Consider the following 23,069-nt stretch of genomic DNA (forward strand, 5'->3'; position numbering starts at 1 on the left):
GTTTACGCTCCTTTTCAATTTAAACGAAATAATAGTTAGAATTATTGGGCTACGATGACCATACTTGCACGCAAGACGCGGTCATGCAGTTTGTACCCTTTTTGCAAAACATTGACGATGGTATCTGCTGGCACATCTTCTGTTGCAGGTACCGTTTGAACGGCTTGATGCAAATTAGGATCAAATGCTGCACCTTCAGCTGGAATTTCTTCGATGCCTTCATCTTTCAATGCTTGACGCAAACTTTCAAGGACCATTTCGACCCCTTTTTTCAAGTTTGCTGCTTGTTCTTCGCCTACATCGGCAGCCATTGCCCGTTCAAGATTGTCAATTGCCGGCAAAAGTTTCTTGCCTAGGTCTTGCGAACGGTATTTTTGCAATGTTTCTCGCTCGTTGCGATTGCGGGATGTAATATTCGCAATCTCAGCTCGTGCGCGTAAAAACTGATCTTCTAATTCATTGTTTTTTTCTTGCAGCAATTCGACTTCCGTTTTTTCAACTTCCGCCTCAGAGATGCCTGCAGTATCGATCGCTTCTTCTGAAGGTTCAGTTGCTGCTTCGGTTTCTTGAAGCATATCTTCCTTCAATTGTTCATCTTTTTCCGTCACGCGTGTACCATCCCTTCTTTATTCAAATTCCGCTTACTCATCAGAATGATCCAATGCGCGGTAATACTCAGCTAATTTGCTGGCTAACTCGCTTCTAAAAACATCCATCAAACCAAACATCCGGGAATAGGGCATGCTGGAAGGACCCAGCAAAGCAATTGTCCCTTGTCCATGTCCTTCGATTTCATAACTTGCTTGGATCAAACTCATATTTTGCAATAAGTCGTTGCCGAGTTCAGAACCGATCCGAATTTGAATCGATTGATCTCTAGGTACCAACAGTTGGGTCAGCTGATCCGCATTTTTCATGAAAGAATACATCGATTTGAATTGGCTGACATCTTGTGTCGGTTCAAAATCTAAGAGATTCATACGTCCGCCGACAAAGATTTTTTCTTCAAAAATATGACTCAGCATCGCATCGAATAAATCAACGATGCCGTCGGTGGTTTGGAAATACTTATGTAGTATCATAGGTATTTCTGTCCGTAAACGATGGTAAACAGTCATTAATGGTTCTCCGATCAACTTATCATTGATGATGCGAACCATTTTTTCTAAATCTTCACCACTGACTGAAGCGGGTAAAGTAAAGACTTGATTTTCAACATTCCCCTTGTCTGTCACGATGATCGCAATGATTTGTCGTGCATTCAATGGGACGATCCGAAAGCCAGTCAACTTGCGTTCTTTGACATCTGGTCCAAGTGACAATGCAGTATAGCTGGTTAAATTGGATAAGATTGTCGCAGATTGTTGAATGATTTCATTGATTTCATGAAAATCTTTACCAAAAGAATGACGAATCGTTTGTAACTCCGTTGATCCAACTTGAGAAGGCTTCAATAAGTGATCCACATAATAGCGGTACCCTTGAATTGAAGGAACGCGTCCTGATGAAGAATGTGTCTTCAACAAGAATCCAGCAGCTTCTAGTGCCTTCATCTCATTACGGATGGTTGCGGAACTCGCTTCAACCCCATCCTCCATCAATCGTTTTGACCCCGTAGGTTGGCCAGTATTCGTATAATTTTGGATGATGAGGTGCAATATCATTTGTTGTCTAGCTGTCAACATTCTATCCACTCCTCAATTAGCACTCATTCCTACTAAGTGCTAATACGATTATAAATATACCACATTTGATAGGATTGTCAAGCATTTGCCTCACTTTTTTAGCACTCCTTACAATCGAGTGCTAATCGCAAATAAAAAAAGCAGCTTGCACTGCTTTTAGTGAATGTCTTGATTTGGGTCGATCAAAAAAGCTTCAAAGACATCGTTGCCAATAAACATACCCGCTTTGGTTAAATGGACCTGATCATCTGCTTCAGCTAACCAGCCTTTTCCAATCAAATCTTTGGCGACAGAACCATACACTTCTTGAAAAGGAACAGCAAATTTTTGTTCAAAGCGGCTTTTTGAGATGCCGCTTTTTTTCCGCAAGCCTAGGAACAGCTCTTCTTCCATCTGATTTTCACGGGTCAGCTCTTCTCGCTCATGAATAGGCGATAGCCCATCTCGTAAGGGTTTGAGATAATGCTGGATGGGTCCTTTATTTTTGTATCTGGTCCGATTCAAATACCCGCTCGCCCCCGCACCAAAACCAAAGTAATGGGCATTGTTCCAGTACACCATATTGTGTTTGGATTCAAATCCCGGCCGAGCAAAATTGCTGATCTCATATTGGTTCAAGCCAGCTTGTGCCATCGCTTCGATTGCTTCATCAAACATTTGTGTTTCAGCCTCTTGCGAAGGCAGTACCATGCGGCCTTGTCTGACCCAGTTCATGAACATTGTTTTATTTTCGAGAATCAATGAATACATGGCATAGTGCGGCAATCCTAGATCGATCGCCCGCGTCAGGGTGTCACGAAAGCTTTCCAGTGTTTGACCCGGCAATGCGTAAATCAAATCAATGGTGACGTTTTGAAAATCATGCTTTTCCAACATGTTGACAGTCTGATAGACGTCTGCTGCGGTGTGCTTGCGGCCGATTTTCTTCAGCAGTCGATCATCGAAGGTCTGTACCCCCATCGATAAGCGATTGACGCCGTGATTTTTGAGCACAAGCATCTTATCTTCAGTTAGATCACCAGGGTTGGCCTCTACGGTAAATTCTTTAGTTGTTGACGTGGGCAAAATCTGATGGATGCCAGATAACAAACGGTCCAACTGTTGGGCACTCAAAGATGTAGGTGTGCCACCTCCCACATAAATCGTTTCGCTGGCATCAATTGGATGTTTAGCCAGCGTCACCGCGATTTCCTTCAACAGGGCCTCAATATATTCATCAACCGGTTGTCCTTCTAAAAACACCTTATTAAAATCGCAGTAGTAGCAAATATGTTCGCAAAACGGAATATGTATGTACGCAGAAATGTTTTTTTCTGATTCTTCTATCACAGGGTGTATCATATGTCGTGATTCTCCTTTATTTGAACAAGACAAGCTTGTTTTGATGCCGTCCCTCATTGTAGCACAGATCAGAAAGTTCGCCTATGATTCAAAAAGCGCAAAACAAAAAAAGTTCTCCTAGTTGTAAGGAAAACTTTAGACACATATTTGCTATTTGACAATACTTGCACTTGCTAAGCCCAGTCCTAAAACTGATTTTGCTCTTCTTTTCATCAGAAATCTCTTCCGTGATGAAAGCAAGAACTAACACTTCCCCCAAATTGTTAGCGCCACAAATCAATGATGCAATTGCTGACGGCTTACTTAACAAGCGCAAGACGCAATGATTGAAAAGACAGACATCGTCTTTCTTAAGTTAAGTATACTCTTTCTGCCAAACTTTTTCCTATCACTTTTTTCATAGATAAGTGAAAATTGTGAAAATATTCTATCAAAAGAAATATAGAATCATTTGGATCAAATAACGAACCAATCGATAGGCGATGAAGAGCAAGAAAAGATTCCCCAAAACGAAACGAAAGCCATTGCCAATCGAGGATTTGATCCGACGAAAGCTGAAAAAACCCGACCAGCGCTGATAGCCATTTTGTCGATTTCTTTTTAGGCGATATGCCTCATCCAGTACTGTTTCCAACATATCATAATAAAGAATCATAAATGGCTGCTTCAAAAAATACCCTTTCTGATAGCCCGCCATCAATGTCAGGCTTTTGTCCTGTGAAGGAAAATTTCGATTGCTGCGTTTTTTGATATACAACACGCTGCCATCTCCTGGATCAAATCCATAGACATCTTCAAATTCAGTCAATTGACGGACTTTTGGTGGTGAATTTTGGCTTAAATGAGCTGCGATCACTTCCTCTGCTTCGCCGAATCTTTTATACAACCAACCTGCAATGGCTAGGAGTAAGATCAGCAATAATCCATTGATGATCAGCCCTTCGCGAAACAATAATGAATAACCGATAATAATCAGTATAGCAGTCGCGATCCCGTACAGGCGCCGCCGATAATACACTTGATACATCTGGATCAACGAACGGTGGTAATATGTAAAATCCTGTTGTGCAGTATCCATGATCCGCCTCCTTAAACCTTCTTATGCTTGTCAATTTACCAAATCTCTTTAGAGGTGTCAATCTTCATCAAGGAATCGTTAAGATTGTTTTGTGAAAGAAAACGTTTTATAATAAATGGTGAACCAAACATTTTGAATGAAAGCAGGTAGATATAGTGATTTTACAAGACACATTCACATTGCAAAACCAATTAAAGATTCCAAAAATTGGACTAGGTACATGGCAGTCTTCACCTGAAGATGCCTACAAAGCAGTTAAAATCGCTTTAGAAAACGGCTATCGTCACGTCGATACAGCTGCTGCGTATAAAAATGAAGAAGCGGTCGGAAAAGCGGTCCGCGATTCTGGATTGCCCCGTGAAGACATTTTCGTCACAACAAAAGTACCAGCAGAATTGAAAAGTTATCAAGAAGCGGTGGACAGTATCGATGCCTCCCTTGCTAAATTGGATCTTGGTTATATCGACCTAATTTTGATCCATGCCCCACGTCCTTGGGCGATCATGCGTGATAACCCTGATCAAAAGGATTTCTTTTTGGAAAATATCGATGTGTGGAAAGCACTTGAAGAAGCGTATCTCAGCGGAAAAGTAAAATCGATCGGTGTATCGAACTTTGACGAAAAAGATTTGCAAAATATCTTCGATCATTGTGATGTCAAGCCAATGGTCAACCAATATATTTATCACATCGGCCGTACAAACGAAGACTTGTTGACGTTCTGTAAAGAAAATGACATTTTGGTGGAAGGCTATTCGCCAATTGCCACTGGCCGCCTTTTGGATAATGAAGAAATCCAACAAATTGCGGACAAATACGATGCATCGATTCCACAAGTATCGATTCGTTATTTGTTGCAAAAGGGCATCTTACCTTTACCTAAATCTGTCCATGAAGCTTATATCATTGACAATGCCAAAGTTGACTTTGAGATTTCAGATGAAGACATGACACGATTGGAACAAATCGAGGCTTAATTAAGCAGCACCGCAGGAAAAAGCAGTCATCTGCTCTTTCCTGCGGTGCTTGTTTATGTTCATTGTTCGAAGGTACCCCAAACTTTGACAACTTCCTCTTCAACCATGATCTGCCCCTTGGCGATCACCGTATCAATTCGTAAATCTTCCTTATGCAGCAAACACAGATCCGCGTCCATCCCTTTTTCCAACCGACCTTTATGTCCAAGCTGTAAGATTTTTGCTGGATTGCAGGTGATTGCGCGCAAAGCAATTTCAAGGGGAATCTGTTCTTTTTCAACCGCTTCTTTGATACCAACCATCAACGCTTTGGAACTGCCGACACCTAGTCCAATAAATTGGTTATTTTCATCAAAGTAAGGCAAGCTTCCTTGTCCATCAGAAGTCATAGTAAATTGATCCAGTCCGATGCCTTCATCTAATAGACGTTTCAACCCCTTGCTGAAACGTACTTCATCGTCTTCTTTTTCCCAGAAATCAGGGTCTTCACTCGCAGTGAAGTCGATAGTGCCACCCATTTTGGCAAAAGCGACACTTGCTTCGAACAGCTCACTTGTCCGATTGGCATGGGTTGGCAAAAATTGACTGATGGGAATTTCTGTTTCGGAAACCGTTCGTAAAATCAAATCGTATTTCTTTTTACCACCGCCGAGATGGACATTGATGATTCCTGCTTTTCCAGAAAGCATACCACCAACACGGGCATCTGCTGCTGCTCGCGTAAATTCATCGAAGGTCGGTTGTGAAGAACGATGATCGGAAATGGCAATTTCACCGATACCGATAATCTCCTCGATCGTAAGGAAATCTTTGATCAACGAATCCGTCACTGGGTCTAGCGGCAGTCTGTATGAACCATCATACACATATGCAGAAATTCCTTCCGCCTTCAGCCCTTTTGCTTTACTGATCAAAGCAGTCATATCCCGACCTACGCCATCAGTGCCCAGACAACCGACAACAGTTGTCACACCTGCACTAGTCAACTGACTGAGTTTGACCTCAGGGGTCCGGTTTTGATAGCCGCCTTCCCCACCGCCGCCTAAAATATGAAAATGACAATCAATAAATCCCGGCGTGGCCAACATGCCTTTCCCATCGATCACATCTATTGCAACGCCTGTGACATCGAAACGAATCTCATCTTCGATCGCAACGATTTTGTCATCGCTGATCAATATATCTTTGATGCCGATATGATCCGGCGTAAAAACATCGATTTGTTTGATCAATTTCATTTTTTCCAACTCCCTATTTCAAATTTATTGCAACCCGATTGCCACCGCGATCACAATGAAAATCGTACCTAATACGAATAGAAATCCTTGCATCTTGATTTGGAATTTGGCCCATTTTGCCCACTCGATCCTTGCCACACCAAGCACACCGATCAAACTAGCTGAAACGGGTGTGAAGGCGTCCATGAACCCAGAACCCAACTGATAGGCTAGGACAGCGATCTGACGGGAAACGCCCAACAGATCTGCTAAAGGTGCCATGATTGGCATGGTCAAAGCCGCTTGACCTGAATTCGATGTGACCACCAGATTGAATAAACTTTGGAAAATATACATAAACCAAGCACCGATCACTGCCGGTACATGATTCAGCAAACCACCAATGCTATGAAGAATCGTATTCAAAGCTGAAGGCATATTGGCATCTGAACCACCTAGGACAAGTAAAATCCCTTTGGCCATACCCACGACGATCGCAGTACCTGCCAAATCAGCTGCCCCTGATTGGAAAGAACTGGCAACATCATTCAAGCCCATATTTTCCAACTTGAAGATGACCGCAATCAAGCCAGCCCCAAGACCCATAACAAAGAATTGTGAAGCAATCTCTGGGATGTAATATCCTTTTTGCGTCACGCCCCAAACGATCCAAATCAACACCGCCAACATTTCAACTAAGATCAGCTTATGTCCCAATAAAAATGGTTTTTGTTCATTTGACGTTTGTTCCAAATGATCTCGAAAATAAGCATCAGATTGGTAGGTCAATGACTTTTCTGGCTGTTTACGGATTTTTTCAGCATAAACCATCAAATAAGCAGCGGATAGCGCTGTAACCACGACCCACATAATGATTCTAAAAGTGGCCCCTGAAAGTACAGGAATCCCAGCGATCCCTTGTGCGACAGCGACACTGAAGGGACTCATCCAGGATGTCGCATTACCAATCTGGGAAGCGACATAGGTAACAGTGACTGCAACGATCGAATCATAGCCCAAAGCAATCACAAATGGCACCATCACCATTGAAAATGGAATCACTTCTTCGGCCATACCAAAGGTAGCCCCGCCAAAAGAAAAGGCAAAAAACAGCAACGGCAAGGCGAAGCGTTCCAACCCGCGGGTTTTACTGATGAAGGCAAAGATCCCTGCATCGATCGCTCCAGTCTGCATGATGATCCCAAATGCACCACCAACCACCAAGATCAATGCAGCAATCCCAACCGCAGAGCCATACTTATCACCAGAGACCAATCCTTCAAACACAAAATTCAAAAAGCCAAACCCACCGAAGTCATCTGTGCCCCAGACCTTCGCTGTTTTGTGTAATTTTTCTGACGTATCATAGATTTGATCGCCATACAAATCGTACAATACATCATCGGTCAACCCAATGTCATCTAACTGGCTCTGCTCTAATGCATATGCACCATTGGCAAGCAGCGTTTCCAAAGCTTCTGGATCAACGGATAAAGCAGTTGTTTTCGCTGTATCTTCTTCCAAAGCTGTTAGCTGTTCAAAAACAAACTCTTTTTCTAATGGATACGCATAACGAAATGAGTCTTGTACTAAGACGGTTCTCGTACTGATCTCGCCATTCGCATCCGTATATTCAATTTCTTGTGTACTAAATTTTCCAGCTGGTATCAAGAATGTCAATAACCAAGCCAAGATGACCACACCAAAAATAATCACATACGTATGCGGTGTTTTCATCTTTGTTACATCTTTGCTGTTGCCTTTTTTAAACACTTTCCCCACACAAATCTCCCTTTCGTTATACATGAACTTGCATAAACTATCACAAATTCGCTAAATTTAGTATAACTAAAATCACGGGTTGACTCATTGGGAAATCATTAGAATTTACGAAAGAGTTCGTTTTTCTGGATTAGGATAAATATTTATCCGACTGTCAAACAACACGCAAAAAAGAGATGCTAAGCATCTCCTCTTCTCGTAACGCACTTCATTTGTCCCTTTTAGCTAGATAGAATCAAGCGAAATAAGCTTGGGTATCCCGCTCGTCTTGCTTTAATTGCTCAATCAGCGCCTCTGCACCGTTGAATGCAACTTGATCCCTCAGAAAATGATGCCACCGGATGTCCACTGTTTCACCATAAATGTCTTGATGAAAATCTAAAATGTAGATTTCTACTGTCAGCTGTCTGCCTTGTCCGAAAGTATCATTATGGCCAATCGATCCCATAGAAGGATACCAGCGATCACCAACTTTCAGCTCAGTGACATACACGCCTTCTTTAGGTAAACGGACCGTACTTTTGACTTTGATATTGGCCGTCGGAAAACCCAATTCACGGCCTCTGGCATCACCATGGACAACGATGCCTTCGAATGCATAGACATAGCCGAGCAGACGGTTCGCTTCAGCCATTTCGCCATTTTGCAAAGCCGCACGGATACGTGTTGAACTGACTTTCTCCTGATCGATCGATTCTTGCGCTACTGTGACCACCTCGAATCGGCCTTGTGCGTATGTTGGCAATACAGTCATATTGGCCGTCGCTTTTTTGCCATAGGTATAATCAAATCCAGCCACAACCACTTTCGCATGCAAGCCAACCATGTACTGATCAACAAAATCTTGCGGGGCTAAATTGGCAAAGGCAGAAGTAAATTCCACTTCATACAAGTAATCAATACCTAATGCGGCCATATGCGTTTCTTTTTGCTGCAAATTGGTCAAATATTGCATCGCATCTGGATCTACTTTTTGAAAGACAATCGATGGATGCTGATTAAAAGTCATTAGCGCCAACCGATACCCTTTTTCTTCAGCCAGTTTACGGCCAGTTTCAATTACCTTCTGATGTCCCAAATGCACGCCATCAAAAAAGCCTAATACCAGGACGACGTTATCTTCAGGAATCATATTTTGGTCGTACGGGTGTCTAATTTCAATTATTTCCATTCTTATTCTCCTATTTCTGTCCGTATCACTTTTGCTGGTTTTACCATATCATGATACTTATCATGCGCTTTGTAAATACTCACCAATTGTTTTTGATAAAAAATAGCAATCAGCTGATTGGGGCGAGCAGTCAGCCCGAAATCTTGATAAGGCAGCCGCATACCATTACGGACTTTCAGCCACAAGTCTTCATTGATCGTCACTTGTTCAAAATCGGCCACACCATATTCAATTGGCAGCAACAACTCGGCGATCGTGTCATTGGCTACAGCTTCCTTCACTTGATCGATCGTTACTGCTTGTTCTTTGGTAAAACCGCCACTTGCCAATCGTGTCAAATCCGACATATGCGCCGGCATCTCCAGAAGCTTCCCAGTATCGACAGCCAATGTCCGCACATACGTGCCTTTACCGCAAGATACATCGAATCGCCACGATTGTGTCTTTTGCTCTGCATCATAGACAGGTTCTGAGATTCGTTTAAATTCGGCGATCACCGCTTGGCGTTTTGGCCGTTCGACAGTCTCATTGTTTCTTGCATATTCATATAACCGCTTGCCATTGACTTTGACAGCAGAATACATTGGTGGAATTTGGGTAATCGTTCCTGTCATCTCTGCCATCGCGCGATCGATTTCTTCTATTGTATAAGGTGTCATGATTTTTTTTGTCGCCACCACTTCTCCAGACGCATCTTCGGTCGTCGTACTGAAACCTAGTGTGATCTCTCCTGTATAGCGTTTGCCGGAATCCACGAGATATTCAACAACTTTCGTTCCTTTACCAATGCAAATCGGCAATACACCATCAACATCTGGATCAAGCGTCCCACTATGTCCGACTTTCTTTGTTTGTAAAATTTTTCTTAGTTTAAAAACGCAGTCATGACTGGTTTGTCCACGCTCTTTCCATAACGGTAAAATACCATCCATAGAATCCCTCCGATTCGTTTCAACTTGATTATTATACCATAGAAAAAAAACCAGACCCACATCAAAATCCTTTCCGCTGCATCAACTCTCATGCTAAAATATAGACATAGGGAGGTTTTTGCATGGTGTTTTTGACGCTCATTTCGACTTTAGGCTTTGTTATATTTTTGATATTGATCCAATTAGGTATTCTTCAACAAAAAGAAGAAGCTTTCGCATCATCACTGATCAAGAATCGGACACCTGCTTTAACACGAATGATGTTATTCTTTACCAATCTGGGAAAAGCAGCACCCACGATCACTATTGGTTTATTATTGTTTGCTTTCCCTGATACAAGGGAATCGATCGCGCCGCAAACAGCGACCAGTATCTTTGTGGTTTCTGGTCTGGCGTATCTCATCAAACGGCTCGTTCGACGAGATCGACCCATCAACCATCGCTTAGTAGAAGAAAAAGACCATGGTTTTCCTAGTGCACATGCAGCCACTTCTGCTGCTATGTACGGGACGATTGCGATGACGATCGGCAGCCTGCTGCCTCAAGCAGTGCTTCCTATGGCAATCTTTGCTTGTTTGATTGCTTTTCTGATTGGCTTTAGCCGCGTCTACTTAGGAATCCATTTTCTGACTGATGTACTAGGCGGCTGGTTTTTAGGCACAGCTGTCGCAAGTTTGGTCACTTTGCTCTTTATGACCTAAGCAAGCCAAATAAAAACGGCTATACCTTTTCGGTATAGCCGTTTTTATATTACTCTTCCGTATGCAATTTACGAATCATTTCATCGATCTTGCTTCCATATTGAACGGATTGATCCAATTCAAATTGAATTTCAGGGACTTTATAGAGGGACAAGGCCTGTCCTAGCTCTCGACGAACCAATCCAGTCGCTTTTTCAAGACCGGCTTGGGCTTTTTGCTTATCTGATGCAAGATCTGTCAACGTACTGTAATAGATCGTTGCTTGCTGCAAGTCGCCTGTTACCCGTACATCAGTGATCGTTACATCTTGAACTCGTGGATCACGGACACTTTTACGAAGAATCTGATTGACTTCTTTTAATATTTCTTGTGCAACTCTTCGATCACGATAGTTAGCCATTCAAAATTGCCTCCTTACGTTTTATACATTCTTTTATTTAACTGGAACTTCTTCCATCACATAGCCTTCGATGACATCATCAACTTTGACATCGTTGAAATTCTCGATCATCGCGCCACATTCGAAACCTAGTTTCACTTCTTTGACATCATCTTTAAAGCGTTTCAGACTAGCCAATTTGCCTTCGAAAATCACAATACCGTCACGAATCAAGCGAACACCGCTATCTCTCTTGACACTACCTTCAGTGACATAACAACCAGCAATCGTGCCGACTTTAGAGACTTTATAGGTTTCACGAACAACCATTTGACCAGTGATTTTTTCTTCAAATTCTGGATCAAGCATCCCTTTCATCGCTGTTTCGATTTCTTCGATTGCTTTATAGATGATTCTGTGCAAACGAATATCCACAACTTCGGCATCGGCTTGTTGTTTGGCTTGCGGCGTAGGACGCACATTGAAACCAATGATGATCGCATTACTTGCTGCAGCTAAAGTGACATCACTTTCATTGATCGCACCAACGGCTGAATGGACGATATTCACACGAACACCTTCAACATCGATTTTCTTCAATGAAGCAGCCAACGCTTCAGCCGAACCTTGTACATCTGCCTTGATGATGACGTTGACTTCTTTCAATTCGCCTTCTTTAAGGCTTTCAAACAAGTTATCCAATGTCACACGGCTGTTTGATGAACGTTGCTCCATCAATGCACGTTTGGCACGTTCTTCACCAGCAGCACGGGCTGTTTTTTCATCTTCAAAAGTAACAAAGCGATCGCCTGCTTGCGGCACATCATTTAAACCAGTGATTTCAACTGGTGTTGCCGGTCCAGCTGTTTTATCACGGCGACCTAAGTCATTGGTCATGACCCGCACTCGACCAAAGGTATTTCCGACAACGATTGGATCACCAACGTGTAATGTTCCTTGTTGCACCAACAAAGTCGCAACTGGTCCTTTTCCTTTGTCTAGGCGTGCTTCGATTACAGTACCGATCGCACGTTGTGTAGGATCAGCTTTTAGATCTTCCACTTCCGCAACCAATAAGATCATTTCTAATAATTCTTCGATATTTTGACCGAACTTGGCAGAGATCTCTACAAAAATCGTATCGCCGCCCCATGCCTCAGGAATCAATTCGTGTTCACTTAATTCTTGCATGACATGTTGCGGATTGGCACCAGGTTTGTCGATTTTGTTCACAGCAACAATAATTGGCACTTTTGCTGCTTTTGCATGGTTGATTGCTTCAACAGTCTGAGGCATGACACCATCATCTGCTGCAACGACCAAAATCGTGATATCAGTGATACTTGCACCACGCGCACGCATGCTAGTGAAGGCCGCATGTCCTGGTGTATCCAAGAAAGTGATTGGTTTGCCATTGATATCGATCTGGTAGGCACCAATATGCTGTGTGATTCCGCCGGCTTCGCCACTAGTTACACGAGAATGACGTAAGGTATCAAGCAATGTTGTTTTCCCGTGGTCAACGTGACCCATGATCGTAACAACTGGCGGACGAGAAACAAGATTCTCAGCTGTTTGTTCTTCGGGCTCAAAGAATTTATCAATATCAGCAATATCGATTTGAACTTTTTCTTGAGGATCAATCCCATAATCAGTTGCCAACAATTCGATCGTATCTTTATCAAGTGGTTGGTTTTGATTGACCATTACCCCCATCATAAAGAGTTTCTTGATGATTTCAGCTGGTTCACGGTAGATTTTTTTCGCAATATCCGCAACGTTCATGCCTTCTGTATATTCTAATACTTCTGGCAACTCACGGAATTTACGTGCTGGAACTGGTGGTTTTGGTGTTTGGTTTTGACGGCCTTTTTTGCCTTTTTTATTGAATTTATTGCGATTATTGTTATTGTTAAAATTGTTGTTTCGTCCACCGTAATTTGATTTGCCACGGTTGTTTTGGTTGCCCCCGCGATTTTGGTTGTCGCTGGTTGAAGGACCATTGGTGTTTGAACGAGCAGCCCCTTGATTATTGCTTGCTGGACGGTTTTGTTGTCCTTGGTTTGCTGGACGGTTTTGTTGTCCTTGGTTTGCTGGACGGTTTTGTTGTCCTTGGCTTGCTGGACGGTTTTGTTGTCCTTGGTTTGTTGGACGATTTTGTTGTCCTTGGTTTGTTGGACGATTTTGTTGTCCTTGGTTTGTTGGACGATTTTGTTGTCCTTGGGTGTTTCGATTATTTTGGTTATTCACTCGACTTTGACTTCCTTGGTTATTTGGCCGTTGTTGATTTTCTGCATTGTTGCTGCGCTCCACTTGTCCTTGACCAGAAGGACGTTGATTGCTTGCAGTGGAACGTTGTTGATTTTGATTGTTGTGACGGTTTTGGAAGTTAGGATTATTTCTTTGCGTTTTAAACTTCTTTTGTTCTTGTTTTTCTGGCTGGTTGGCTGGTTTCTGATTTGCGGGAGTTGATTTTACTGATGATTGATCATTTGGTTTGCTGCCCAATGACTGCTGCAACGTTTTTGCCTCTCCATCTGAGATGGCGCCCATATGATTTTTCACATCAAAGCCTAAAGATTGTGCTTTTTCGACAATCTCTTTACTCGATTTATTCCATTCTTTTGCAAGTTCGTAAATTCTTTTTTTCCCCATGCAATCACCTTCCTAACCTAATATTAATTCCTGCACCTTCCTTGCAAATCCTTGATCTAAGATGCCTATCACCATTCTTGGTTTCCCAATGGCAGCACTGATTTCATCAGTAGAAAATACATCTAGGAGCGGAATTTCGTAATAAGAACTTTTGTCCTTGATTTTTTTTTGTGTATTTTTACCAGCATCACTGGCAAGAATGACCAAAGCCGCTTTTTCATTGCGAATCTCTTTCAACGTCATTTCTTCACCCGTGACCATTTTCCCAGCCCGCATGGCTAGTCCTAACATATTTAATGCTTTCGTTTTATTCATTTGCAAATAACTCTTTTCGCGCTTTTTGATGGGTTACGTATTCTAGCAGTTCTTGATAAAATTCATCCGTCAATTTAGCTTCTAACACGCGATCGAGGATTTTCTTGTCCCAAGCTTTTTGTGCTTCTGCTGGATCGATCGCGATATATGCGCCGCGACCAGGCATTTTACCTGTTGGATCCATAGAAACAACACCTTCTTTGGAACGAGTGATCCGCAACATTTCCTTCTTTGGCAGCATTTCACCGGAAACCACTGATTTGCGCAACGGAACTTTTCGTTTTTTCATGACGATGTCACCTCACCTATTTTTCGTCAAAATCGATGTTTTCGTAATCATCTGCTGTCATATCAGATGCAACAATGGCTTCATCGACTGCTTCTTCTGCTGCAAGCGTTTCGTCGACAGCTTCATTGTTGCCTTCTTCAGGGTTATATTCATCGATATAATCACCTTCATCTAATTTCGCATAAAATTCTTCCATATCTGATTCAGACTTGATATCAATTTTATGGCTAGTCAATTTGGCAGCCAATCGTGCATTTTGGCCACGTTTACCAATAGCTAATGATAGTTGGTAATCTGGAACAACGACTGTACATGCGCGTGGATTTTCTACATCAAAAATCACATCGCTCACTTCTGCAGGGTTCAATGCATTGGCGATGAAAATTGCTGGATCTTCATTCCATTCGACAATGTCCATATTTTCACCTTTTAACTCATTGACAATCGCTTGGACCCGTTGACCTTTAGGGCCAACACAAGTGCCCACAGGATCAACATTGGCATCAAATGAACGAACAGCGACTTTCGCACGATCGCCGGCTTCTCTAGCAATGCTGACGATCTCAACTGTACCATCATATACTTCAGGCACTTCTTGCTCAAATAAGCGGCGCAATAAATCTGGATGACTGCGGCTAACGAAGACTTGAGGCCCTTTAGAGGTATTTTCAACACGAGAAACAAATACTTTGATCCGATCATGTGCTTGATAGAATTCATTTGGCATTTGGTCTTGTTTTGATAACACAGCTTCGATCTTACCTAAATTTACATAGATATACCGATTGTCTTGTCGTTCAACGATTCCTTGTAAGATATCTTTTTCATAGGCACTGAACTCATTATAAATAATGTTGCGTTCAGCTTCTCTCACACGTTGCAAGATCACTTGTTTCGCTGTTTGGGCAGCGATCCGGCCGAAATCTTTTGGTGTGACTTCAAAACGGATTTTGTCCCCGATCTCATATGCTGGATTGATCGTCATTGCTTCTTTTAACGATACTTCCAATTGCGAGTCCATCACTTCTTCAGTCACTTCTTTGACCGCATACACATGGATATTGCCTTTTTTTTGATCAAATTCTACTTCAACATTTTGTGCTTGACCGTAATGGCGTTTATAAGCGGATACCAATGCTGCTTCTAATGCATCAATAACGATCTCTTTTGAAATGCCTTTCTCTGCTTCTAATGCATCCAATGCATTCAACATTTCTTTACTCATGATTCTTTCATTCCTCCGTGATTAAAATTGAATGGCTAAACGAGCTTTGGCAATGTTTTTCCGTTCGATCGTCCGTTCTTTTTCTCTGGTTTTGACACGTGTCTTGATGACCAGTTGATTTTCGTCAAGAGATTGCAAAAATCCGTCAAATTGTTTTTCTCCATCGACAGGCTGATATAAAGAAATATGGATATATTCTCCGACAGCACGTTGATAATCGGCTTCTTTCTTAAGCGGACGTTCCGCCCCAGGGGAAGAAACTTCCAAAAAATAAGCTTGTGGAATTGGATCGGGATCGATTTGATCAAGCTGTTCACTCAAATGTTCACTGACAAAGGCACATTCTTCAATATCAATGCCGCCTTCTTTATCAATAAATACCCGCAAAAACCAGCTTTTGCCTTCCTTGACAAACTCCACTTCAACTAACTCAAAATTTTGTGCATCCAGAATTGGTGTCACGATTTCAGTGACGGTTTCCACTACTGTACTCACACAACATCGCCTCCTTTAGTTCTCATCGAAACGAACTTCATTCCATTAAAAAGAGTGAGCGAAAAAACCGCTCACTCACTCTAAGTATCATTACATTGTTAATATAACACAAAATCCAGTTACTTTCAACTATTGGCGCATTTATCGCGGTTTTTCTGAAAATAAAATAGGATTTCTTAAAGATTTCATCCCAATTCAAGCAACTGATCGATCCCCATTTCTTGGCTCAAAACAAACTTGAAATCAATCGTGGAATCACGGCATCGGCATCGAGATCCAAAGGGGCTTGATGAGGAAAATAGAGAACCAGACGAGCGATATAAACTGTAACAACCAAAATCATTGTACCTAACCAGAATCTTTGATTGCGATAGATCTTTGCAATCAGCGGTTTGTGTTTGAAAATCATGACCACGATCAAAATCGGAACGAGCCAAAATAATGGATGAAAGTGAAAGGCTCCTGCTATATCTCCATCGGCAAGATGTAAAAATGCCCTAGTCATCCCACAACCAGGGCAAGGCAAACCAGTCACTGCTTTAAATGGACAAATCAATAGTCTGTCCAATCATCGAAGTCTGCAGCTTGGTTCGGAATGGTTTGATCCGCTTTTTCCCAAAGCTGATTCATATCTGATTGCAGGATCGCCATATTGATGATATCCAAACCAAACAAAGTCAAGACCACGAACAAGATCTTATTGTCATTGAGACGAGGGTATTTCGCTTTTTGCTGCGCACTGATAAAGATATCTGCGATACGATACCACCAATAGATCTGATAGAAGCCGCAGGTCACGATCGTTAGGACGATGGAGAGTCCTGGAGAGAGTCGATAATCCTCACTGTATTCTGTCAATTCCTTTGTGGTTTGATAAAACCAATAAAAATAGTAAATACCACAGGTCACGATCGTTAGTAAAATGACCATTAAAATAGAACGTTGTTGCCTTACATAATTTCCACCCAAATCAAACGCCTCCTAAACAACTTTTCAAGTCTTTAATTAATTATACCTGATTTGGATAAAGAAGAAAGTGTTAGACGATGATTTAGCTGCATTTACCAAATACATTGATGAAAAAAAGACAGAAACCATGATGATTTCTGTCTTTCACTTCATTTTAGCGGACAATGATTCATCCAATTAAACCCGGCTATAATTCTTCACTTCCGCAGCCATTGCATCTACAAAGAGATTCAACTCTTCAACATGGGTTTCCTTGCTTCCGTAGCGACGGATGTTGACAGTCGCATCATTGACTTCCTGATCACCAACAACGATTTGATACGGAATTTTTTGTGTTTGCGACGCCCGGATCTTGTATCCCATTTTTTCATTGCGGTCATCGACTTCTACCCGCAGGCCTTGTGCTTGCAAACGTTCTTTGATTTCATAAGCATAATCACTATGGGCCTCCACTGACACTGGAATGATCGATGCTTGGATCGGCGCCAACCAAGTAGGGAATGCGCCTTTGTAAACTTCTGTTAGATAGGCAACAAAGCGTTCCATTGTTGAAACGATCCCACGATGGATCACGACTGGACGACGGTTATTTTCGCCATCTTCGCCTACATAAGTCAAATCAAAGCGTTCTGGCAGCAAGAAGTCTAATTGGATCGTCGAAAGCGTTTCTTCCATACCTAAAGCTGTTTTGACTTGCACATCTAGTTTTGGACCATAAAATGCTGCTTCACCATCTGCTTCGAAATAATCCAATCCCAATTCATCCATGGCTTCTTTTAACATCACTTGGGCATTTTCCCACATTGCGTCGTCATCAAAGTATTTTTCTTTGTTTTCAGGATCGCGATAGCTTAAACGGAAACGGTAGTCTGTGACGTTGAAATCTTTATACACTTCAACCATCAAGTCCAATGTTCGTTTGAATTCTTCTTTGATTTGGTCCGGTCTAACAAACGTATGGCCATCATTCAAGGTCATTTCCCGTACCCGTTGCAAACCAGATAATGCGCCAGATTTTTCATAACGATGCATCATGCCCAATTCAGCGATACGAATTGGCAATTCGCGATATGAATGGATATCATTTTTATAGACCATCATATGATGCGGACAGTTCATAGGACGCAACACAAGCATTTCGCCATCACCCATATCCATTGGCGGGAACATGTCTTCATGATAGTGATCCCAGTGTCCAGATGTTTTGTAGAGATCAACATTGGCCATGATCGGTGTATAGACGTGTTGATAACCTAAGCTGACTTCTTTGTCGACAATATATCGTTCGATCGTCCGTCTGATGGTTGCGCCTTTTGGCAACCAGAATGGCAACCCTGCGCCGACTTCAGGCGATAACATAAACAAATCAAGCTCTTTACCTAATTTCCGATGGTCCCGTTCTTTGGCTTCTTCACGCAATCGGATAAATTCTTTCAAATCTTTTTTATCAAAAAAGGCTGTACCATAAATCCGCTGCATCATTTGATTGTCCGAGTTGCCGCGCCAGTAGGCACCTGCTACTGACAATAATTTGTAGACTTGGATCCGCCCAGTCGAAGGGACATGGGGGCCACGGCATAGATCAACAAACTCCCCTTGTTGATACGCTGTGATTGTTTCGTCCTCTGACAGATCACTGATCAGTTCGACTTTATAAGGGTCTTCTGCAAACACCTCTAGGGCTTCTGCTTTTGTCAACACACGGCGCTCGATTGGCAGATTTTCCTTGATGATTTTCATCATTTCAGCTTCGATCGCTGGTAAATCTTCCGCAGTCACTGGATTTTCTCCATTATCCGTATCGTAATAAAAGCCACTGTCAATCGCTGGACCTACACCGAAATGAATTGATGGATAGAGGCGGCGCATGGCTTGTGCCATCAAATGAGCGCTTGAGTGACGCAATAACTGCAATGCATCTTCATGATCCGGTGTAACGATTTCGATTGAGGCATCTGCGTCGATTGGTCGATCTAAATCGATCAATTGCCCATTGACTTTGCCAGCCAACGCCTTTTTGGCTAGACTTTTTGAAATACTTTCAGCAATTTCCTTAGTGGTTACGTTCACTGGAAATTCTTTGACAGCACCATCTGGAAATGTAATTGATAATGACATGAATATGTCCTCCTTTATAGTTTTGATTGAATAAAAAAAGTCCTAGTATCTATGAAGATACTAGGACGATCACTCGTGGTTCCACCTAATGTTTGAAAACGATTTGTTTTCCTTGGACGTGTTAACGGTACGACCGCCTTTGTTTCAACAAAGGTCAAAAAAAGTGGTCATCCTTTGGTTTTCTCCTAGGAAACTTTCAGCAAGTATTTCCCTCTCTTATCGAAGACTCTCAAGATCAGCTGTCTTTTTTATCAATCAATTATGGCTTAATTAAACCACTCATAGCAAAAAAATGCAAGCACTTATTTCCAATCACCGTTCACTGCATAAGTACCTTTTTTCATTTCGTTGACAATCACATGGATATGTTCTTTTGGCGCACCGGTGTTTTTATGAACAGCTTCAGTAATATCTTTCATCATGGCACTCAATTGCGCTTCTGAGCGGCCCTTTACTAATTCGACATGAATAAATGGCATGGTAATGACCTCCTTTGATTTTCATCAGTATACACCTTTTTTCTTCCCTTTTACAAGAACCTCACGTCTTTACGCCTGATATAAGCAGCGAAAGGTTTCGCATACACAAGGAATCTGATGATCAAATATTAATCCTGCTGCTTGATATGCTTGACGAAAGAAAGCTTCATGCGCTTCGCGCCAATATGCTAAAGAACGGTCCCCTTCCCCTTCTTTGTAAGCAAAAGCTGCTGTGACTTCATCGAAAGGAACGATCGTGACTGTTTCCGTATAAATGACCGCGCAGGGTTCTTGTTGTCCATTCAATAAAATACTGTATGTATCAGCTTTAGGTAACGGCTCATTCTCGATCGTATACAATGCGGCTGCCGAGGTGGTGGCAGTTTTCTTACCAATCAAGACGAGCTGTGCCAATTCTTCTGCCATTTCCGAAGAATTTCCAAAAGCCCAAGGTTCTTCATACATTAAGTCAGATGGTAAACCAGGATGATTCTGCAAAAACTTCCGCCAAAAATCAGTCACCTTCTCTTGAAAGGTGTGGTGATTTTCCATAGATATGTCTGTCATTTTTTTGACTCCTTTACGTGGGTTTTTATCTGATGAATCCGTGATATTCTTTGATCCGTTGAGGCCAATTCTCTGGCATGGGCAAGGAAATCTATTGCTTTCTTAAAAGTTTAGCACACTTTTTATTTTTTAACGACAACGGCTCCTTTTATATGCTATAATTTTATGTCGCAATTTTTTTAAGGAGGATCCCTAGTGAACGAACGTCAAAAAGAACAACAACATATCGATGAAACTATTGCATTGATCCATAAAGAACAAACGATCCTTTCACAGCAAAAACAAGAACTTGCGAATAAGATGGAAGATCAATTAAAAGAAATCGCTGATAAAAAAATTCGAGGTGGCGATAGTGAAGCCTTCTATGAATCTGTCATTGAATATCAGCAACATGAACAAGAACTGCTGATCAAATATCAGACAGCAGAATCACAAGAAAAACGGGTCAAAACCTTAAGTACGATGGCCAACAACCCTTATTTCGCTCGGATCGATTTCCAAGAAGAAACAGAAACGGAAACCCTGTATCTAGGTATCGCCTCATTACGAGATAAAGATGAAGAAACAATTGTCATCGACTGGCGGGCACCGATCGCCAATCTGTATTATGAAGGTGAATTGGGTGAAACATTTTATGAAACAGATACTGACCGCTTTACAGTCGATTTACTTTTGAAACGTCAATTCAAGATCCAAAACGGCCAATTACAGTCGATGGTTGATACCTCAGAAATCATCAACGATGAATTTCTACTAGAAATCTTAGATGATGCGTCTTCTTCACAGATGCGCAACATTGTTTCCACGATCCAAAAAGCCCAAAATCAGATCATTCGCGATACAAATCATCGCTTCTTGCTGATTGAAGGGATTGCCGGAAGTGGCAAAACGTCTGCACTGCTGCAACGTGTTGCTTACCTGCTTTATCGCAACCGCAAATGGCTGGATGAGAAACAAGTGCTCTTGTTTTCACCAAACCATTTATTCTCAGATTATATTTCTATGGTCCTGCCTTCATTAGGTGAAAGCGAAGTGCCCACCCGCACCTTCCATCATTTCCTGCAATTGATATTAAGAGGATTTGAAGTGACCAAAGAAACCCAGCAAGAAGCCAATTTTTTGAGTGGTGATGATGATGCGATCGAAAAATTAAAAAGCAGCTTGACGCTGGTCAAAAAAATCCAGCAATATGTACAGGCGATCGCGCCGATCGGTCCGATGTTTAGAGATCTAAAAATCCAAGGACAGACTTATATCACTAAAGAACAAATCAGACAGTGGTACCAAGATACCAACGATGAGCTGCCTATCTATCAAAGAAGCCAGCTGCTGCAAACAAAGCTTCTGAAGAAAGTCGCTGGGTTAGAAAAAGATGAAGCCAAGAAAGATTGGGTCAAAGAAGAAGTTGAAGAACAACTGCAACAAGCCTTTGCCAATGATCCACATCAAGAGTATTCAGAAGAAAATGAGCGGCGGATGCGTAAGAAACTGCGACAGCAGATCGTCCGCAAAAAATTTCGTTCATTGACCCGCGGCGTCAAACAGTTTCAATTTATCAACCAGCCGAAACAATATCTCCATTTTTTACAATCAGTTTTGGCAACAGTTCAGAAACATACGGATATATCAGCAGAAACCTGGCAGGAATCAATGCTTGCCATCAAACAAGACTTGCGTCAGCGCCGATTAAAACAAGAAGACGCCGTTTTATTCTTCTTGTTGATCAAACAGCTTTATCCAATCCATGTGGAAGAAAAGGCGCGTTTTATCTTTATTGATGAAATGCAGGATTTCCCTCCAGCACAAGTAGCCATGCTGCGACAATTGTATCCAAAAGCGGGCATCACACTTTGCGGCGATTTAAATCAAAAAGTATATGACAATGAATCGATCGTCGGCTCCCTGGATGACCTCTTCCCTCAAGATAGTGTCAAAAGGTATCAATTAAAAACCAGCTACCGTTCAACCAAAGAAATCACTGATTTCGCGAACCAATTTCTGACTGGCGATGACCAAGTTGAACTGACTGCCCGCGGGGGAGACTTGCCAACTGTGGTCACAGCTGACTCTACTGCTGCATCTTACACTTTACTTGAGGACAAAATCAGTGACGCTGTCAACAATCAACAGTGGCGGACAGCGATCATCTGTAAAACAGCAGCGGATTGCCAGAAATTGTATCAGCAATTGGCCCCTAGCAGCCAAGACAACGTCCAGTTGATTATCTCCGAAGAAGACTTCATGAAGCGCAACGTCATGATCTTCCCTGCTTTCCTGGCAAAGGGTCTGGAATTCGATCAAGTGATTGTTTGGACACCAAATGCGACTTTCGATGCACCGCAAGATCAATTGATTTTCTATACGATGGCGACCCGCGCCATGCATCAATTGACGGTGATCGCAGACCAGCAGTTACCGATTTTAGACAAAGCAAACCCAACAACCTATCAAGCTATCCATCAATAGAAATATAAATAGTACCCATACTTCTATCATTCAGGGGACTGAAGAATCCGTTTTGATTCTTCAGTCCCATGTTCATTTTACCTACAAAAAAACAACTTTGAATTCACTTCATACTTTTCCATTAACCCTTATCGACAAAAAAACCCTTTACTTCGCAAAGGGCTTTAATCATTTGGTACGTATCACTTTGTCCTATTTCGTGAATAACTACTCATCCGATGTGAAATC

At 42.0% G+C, this 23,069-nt stretch carries 22 protein-coding genes; 3 read left to right on the forward strand and 19 right to left on the reverse strand.

Features of this window, described 5'->3' with window-relative positions; all coding sequences use genetic code 11:
* Positions 1–41: 41 nt before the first annotated feature.
* The 4 genes from grpE to AEQ18_RS10545 all read right to left on the reverse strand — a co-directional run bounded on the left by grpE (position 42) and on the right by AEQ18_RS10545 (position 4,104).
* Positions 42–608, reverse strand: coding sequence for a nucleotide exchange factor GrpE (gene grpE / locus AEQ18_RS10530; protein ID WP_082348651.1), 567 nt, complete (start codon positions 606–608; stop codon positions 42–44).
* Positions 609–641: 33 nt separating this feature from the next.
* Complete coding sequence (gene hrcA, locus AEQ18_RS10535) at positions 642–1,685, reverse strand: heat-inducible transcriptional repressor HrcA (RefSeq protein WP_054116302.1); 1,044 nt, start codon at positions 1,683–1,685, stop codon at positions 642–644.
* Positions 1,686–1,841: 156 nt separating this feature from the next.
* The gene (gene hemW / locus AEQ18_RS10540) at positions 1,842–3,026 is read right to left on the reverse strand and encodes a radical SAM family heme chaperone HemW (RefSeq protein ID WP_200908915.1); all 1,185 of its coding nucleotides are present in this window, start codon (positions 3,024–3,026) and stop codon (positions 1,842–1,844) included.
* 430 nt (positions 3,027–3,456) lie between these two features.
* Entirely contained in the window at positions 3,457–4,104 is a 648-nt protein-coding gene (locus tag AEQ18_RS10545) for a hypothetical protein (protein ID WP_054116303.1), read from the reverse strand.
* 155 nt (positions 4,105–4,259) lie between these two features.
* On the opposite strand from AEQ18_RS10545, the gene AEQ18_RS10550 reads away from it, so the two are divergent.
* Positions 4,260–5,081 (forward strand): aldo/keto reductase, encoded by an 822-nt coding sequence (locus AEQ18_RS10550; RefSeq protein WP_054116304.1) that lies wholly within the window; start codon positions 4,260–4,262, stop codon positions 5,079–5,081.
* 59 nt (positions 5,082–5,140) lie between these two features.
* Here AEQ18_RS10550 and iadA read toward each other — a convergent pair whose 3' ends face one another.
* The 4 genes from iadA to truB form a co-directional block, all read right to left on the reverse strand.
* Positions 5,141–6,319, reverse strand: a complete 1,179-nt coding sequence (gene iadA / locus AEQ18_RS10555) for a beta-aspartyl-peptidase (protein ID WP_054116305.1) — start codon at positions 6,317–6,319, stop codon at positions 5,141–5,143.
* Between the two features lie 24 nt (positions 6,320–6,343).
* Positions 6,344–8,035 carry a putative basic amino acid antiporter YfcC gene (gene yfcC, locus AEQ18_RS10560; RefSeq protein ID WP_235505535.1) on the reverse strand — a complete coding sequence of 564 codons (1,692 nt, stop codon included), beginning with the start codon at positions 8,033–8,035 and terminating at the stop codon, positions 6,344–6,346.
* Positions 8,036–8,315: 280 nt separating this feature from the next.
* The gene (gene ribF, locus AEQ18_RS10565) at positions 8,316–9,251 is read right to left on the reverse strand and encodes a riboflavin biosynthesis protein RibF (protein ID WP_054116307.1); all 936 of its coding nucleotides are present in this window, start codon (positions 9,249–9,251) and stop codon (positions 8,316–8,318) included.
* A gap of 2 nt (positions 9,252–9,253) precedes the next feature.
* The gene (truB, locus tag AEQ18_RS10570) at positions 9,254–10,183 is read right to left on the reverse strand and encodes a tRNA pseudouridine(55) synthase TruB (RefSeq protein ID WP_054116308.1); all 930 of its coding nucleotides are present in this window, start codon (positions 10,181–10,183) and stop codon (positions 9,254–9,256) included.
* A gap of 122 nt (positions 10,184–10,305) precedes the next feature.
* Here truB and AEQ18_RS10575 point away from each other — a divergent pair, with 122 nt between their 5' ends.
* Positions 10,306–10,884: a phosphatase PAP2 family protein gene (locus AEQ18_RS10575; RefSeq protein WP_054116309.1), complete on the forward strand. Its 579-nt coding sequence runs from the start codon at positions 10,306–10,308 to the stop codon at positions 10,882–10,884.
* A 49-nt stretch (positions 10,885–10,933) separates the two neighbouring features.
* On the opposite strand, the gene rbfA is transcribed toward AEQ18_RS10575, so the two are convergent.
* From rbfA to AEQ18_RS10630, 11 genes are all read right to left on the reverse strand, one after another.
* Entirely contained in the window at positions 10,934–11,284 is a 351-nt protein-coding gene (gene rbfA / locus AEQ18_RS10580) for a 30S ribosome-binding factor RbfA (RefSeq protein ID WP_054116310.1), read from the reverse strand.
* 33 nt (positions 11,285–11,317) lie between these two features.
* Entirely contained in the window at positions 11,318–13,918 is a 2,601-nt protein-coding gene (gene infB / locus AEQ18_RS10585) for a translation initiation factor IF-2 (protein ID WP_054116311.1), read from the reverse strand.
* 12 nt (positions 13,919–13,930) lie between these two features.
* Positions 13,931–14,233: a YlxQ-related RNA-binding protein gene (locus AEQ18_RS10590; protein WP_054116312.1), complete on the reverse strand. Its 303-nt coding sequence runs from the start codon at positions 14,231–14,233 to the stop codon at positions 13,931–13,933.
* Entirely contained in the window at positions 14,226–14,522 is a 297-nt protein-coding gene (gene rnpM, locus AEQ18_RS10595; RefSeq protein ID WP_054116313.1) for an RNase P modulator RnpM, read from the reverse strand. Before rnpM ends, AEQ18_RS10590 begins: the two co-directional genes overlap by 8 nt.
* 16 nt (positions 14,523–14,538) lie before the next feature.
* Entirely contained in the window at positions 14,539–15,747 is a 1,209-nt protein-coding gene (nusA, locus tag AEQ18_RS10600) for a transcription termination factor NusA (protein ID WP_054116314.1), read from the reverse strand.
* Between the two features lie 21 nt (positions 15,748–15,768).
* Complete coding sequence (gene rimP / locus AEQ18_RS10605; RefSeq protein WP_054116315.1) at positions 15,769–16,242, reverse strand: ribosome maturation factor RimP; 474 nt, start codon at positions 16,240–16,242, stop codon at positions 15,769–15,771.
* Between the two features lie 226 nt (positions 16,243–16,468).
* A complete protein-coding gene (locus AEQ18_RS10610) occupies positions 16,469–16,810 on the reverse strand; it encodes a DUF2752 domain-containing protein (RefSeq protein WP_054116316.1) in 342 nt (113 codons plus the stop codon).
* Positions 16,795–17,172, reverse strand: coding sequence for a DUF4234 domain-containing protein (locus AEQ18_RS10615; RefSeq protein WP_054116418.1), 378 nt, complete (start codon positions 17,170–17,172; stop codon positions 16,795–16,797). Before AEQ18_RS10615 ends, AEQ18_RS10610 begins: the two co-directional genes overlap by 16 nt.
* Before the next feature lie 216 nt (positions 17,173–17,388).
* The gene (gene thrS, locus AEQ18_RS10620) at positions 17,389–19,329 is read right to left on the reverse strand and encodes a threonine--tRNA ligase (RefSeq protein ID WP_054116317.1); all 1,941 of its coding nucleotides are present in this window, start codon (positions 19,327–19,329) and stop codon (positions 17,389–17,391) included.
* A 302-nt stretch (positions 19,330–19,631) separates the two neighbouring features.
* The gene (locus AEQ18_RS10625; RefSeq protein ID WP_054116318.1) at positions 19,632–19,808 is read right to left on the reverse strand and encodes a 2-hydroxymuconate tautomerase; all 177 of its coding nucleotides are present in this window, start codon (positions 19,806–19,808) and stop codon (positions 19,632–19,634) included.
* A gap of 69 nt (positions 19,809–19,877) precedes the next feature.
* Positions 19,878–20,375 (reverse strand): ASCH domain-containing protein, encoded by a 498-nt coding sequence (locus tag AEQ18_RS10630; RefSeq protein ID WP_054116319.1) that lies wholly within the window; start codon positions 20,373–20,375, stop codon positions 19,878–19,880.
* 195 nt (positions 20,376–20,570) lie between these two features.
* Here AEQ18_RS10630 and helD point away from each other — a divergent pair, with 195 nt between their 5' ends.
* The gene (gene helD, locus AEQ18_RS10635) at positions 20,571–22,841 is read left to right on the forward strand and encodes an RNA polymerase recycling motor HelD (protein WP_054116320.1); all 2,271 of its coding nucleotides are present in this window, start codon (positions 20,571–20,573) and stop codon (positions 22,839–22,841) included.
* The last annotated feature ends 228 nt before the right edge of the window (positions 22,842–23,069 follow it).

This window comes from Enterococcus sp. RIT-PI-f (genome assembly GCF_001297065.1).
Classification (GTDB): domain Bacteria; phylum Bacillota; class Bacilli; order Lactobacillales; family Enterococcaceae; genus Enterococcus_D.

Bases quoted from the DNA above. Each gene is read 5' to 3' on its own strand.
- rnpM (WP_054116313.1), bottom strand. From the start codon at position 14,522: ATGAAAAAACGAAAAGTTCCGTTGCGCAAATCAGTGGTTTCCGGTGAA.
- iadA (WP_054116305.1), bottom strand. From the start codon at position 6,319: ATGAAATTGATCAAACAAATCGATGTTTTTACGCCGGATCATATCGGC.
- AEQ18_RS10625 (WP_054116318.1), bottom strand. From the start codon at position 19,808: ATGCCATTTATTCATGTCGAATTAGTAAAGGGCCGCTCAGAAGCGCAA.
- AEQ18_RS10615 (WP_054116418.1), bottom strand. From the start codon at position 17,172: ATGGTCATTTTACTAACGATCGTGACCTGTGGTATTTACTATTTTTAT.
- AEQ18_RS10545 (WP_054116303.1), bottom strand. From the start codon at position 4,104: ATGGATACTGCACAACAGGATTTTACATATTACCACCGTTCGTTGATC.
- AEQ18_RS10575 (WP_054116309.1), top strand. From the start codon at position 10,306: ATGGTGTTTTTGACGCTCATTTCGACTTTAGGCTTTGTTATATTTTTG.
- nusA (WP_054116314.1), bottom strand. From the start codon at position 15,747: ATGAGTAAAGAAATGTTGAATGCATTGGATGCATTAGAAGCAGAGAAA.
- rbfA (WP_054116310.1), bottom strand. From the start codon at position 11,284: ATGGCTAACTATCGTGATCGAAGAGTTGCACAAGAAATATTAAAAGAA.
- AEQ18_RS10630 (WP_054116319.1), bottom strand. From the start codon at position 20,375: ATGACAGACATATCTATGGAAAATCACCACACCTTTCAAGAGAAGGTG.
- hrcA (WP_054116302.1), bottom strand. From the start codon at position 1,685: ATGTTGACAGCTAGACAACAAATGATATTGCACCTCATCATCCAAAAT.
- thrS (WP_054116317.1), bottom strand. From the start codon at position 19,329: ATGTCATTATCAATTACATTTCCAGATGGTGCTGTCAAAGAATTTCCA.
- yfcC (WP_235505535.1), bottom strand. From the start codon at position 8,035: ATGAAAACACCGCATACGTATGTGATTATTTTTGGTGTGGTCATCTTG.
- AEQ18_RS10590 (WP_054116312.1), bottom strand. From the start codon at position 14,233: ATGAATAAAACGAAAGCATTAAATATGTTAGGACTAGCCATGCGGGCT.
- ribF (WP_054116307.1), bottom strand. From the start codon at position 9,251: ATGGAAATAATTGAAATTAGACACCCGTACGACCAAAATATGATTCCT.
- hemW (WP_200908915.1), bottom strand. From the start codon at position 3,026: ATGATACACCCTGTGATAGAAGAATCAGAAAAAAACATTTCTGCGTAC.
- infB (WP_054116311.1), bottom strand. From the start codon at position 13,918: ATGGGGAAAAAAAGAATTTACGAACTTGCAAAAGAATGGAATAAATCG.
- truB (WP_054116308.1), bottom strand. From the start codon at position 10,183: ATGGATGGTATTTTACCGTTATGGAAAGAGCGTGGACAAACCAGTCAT.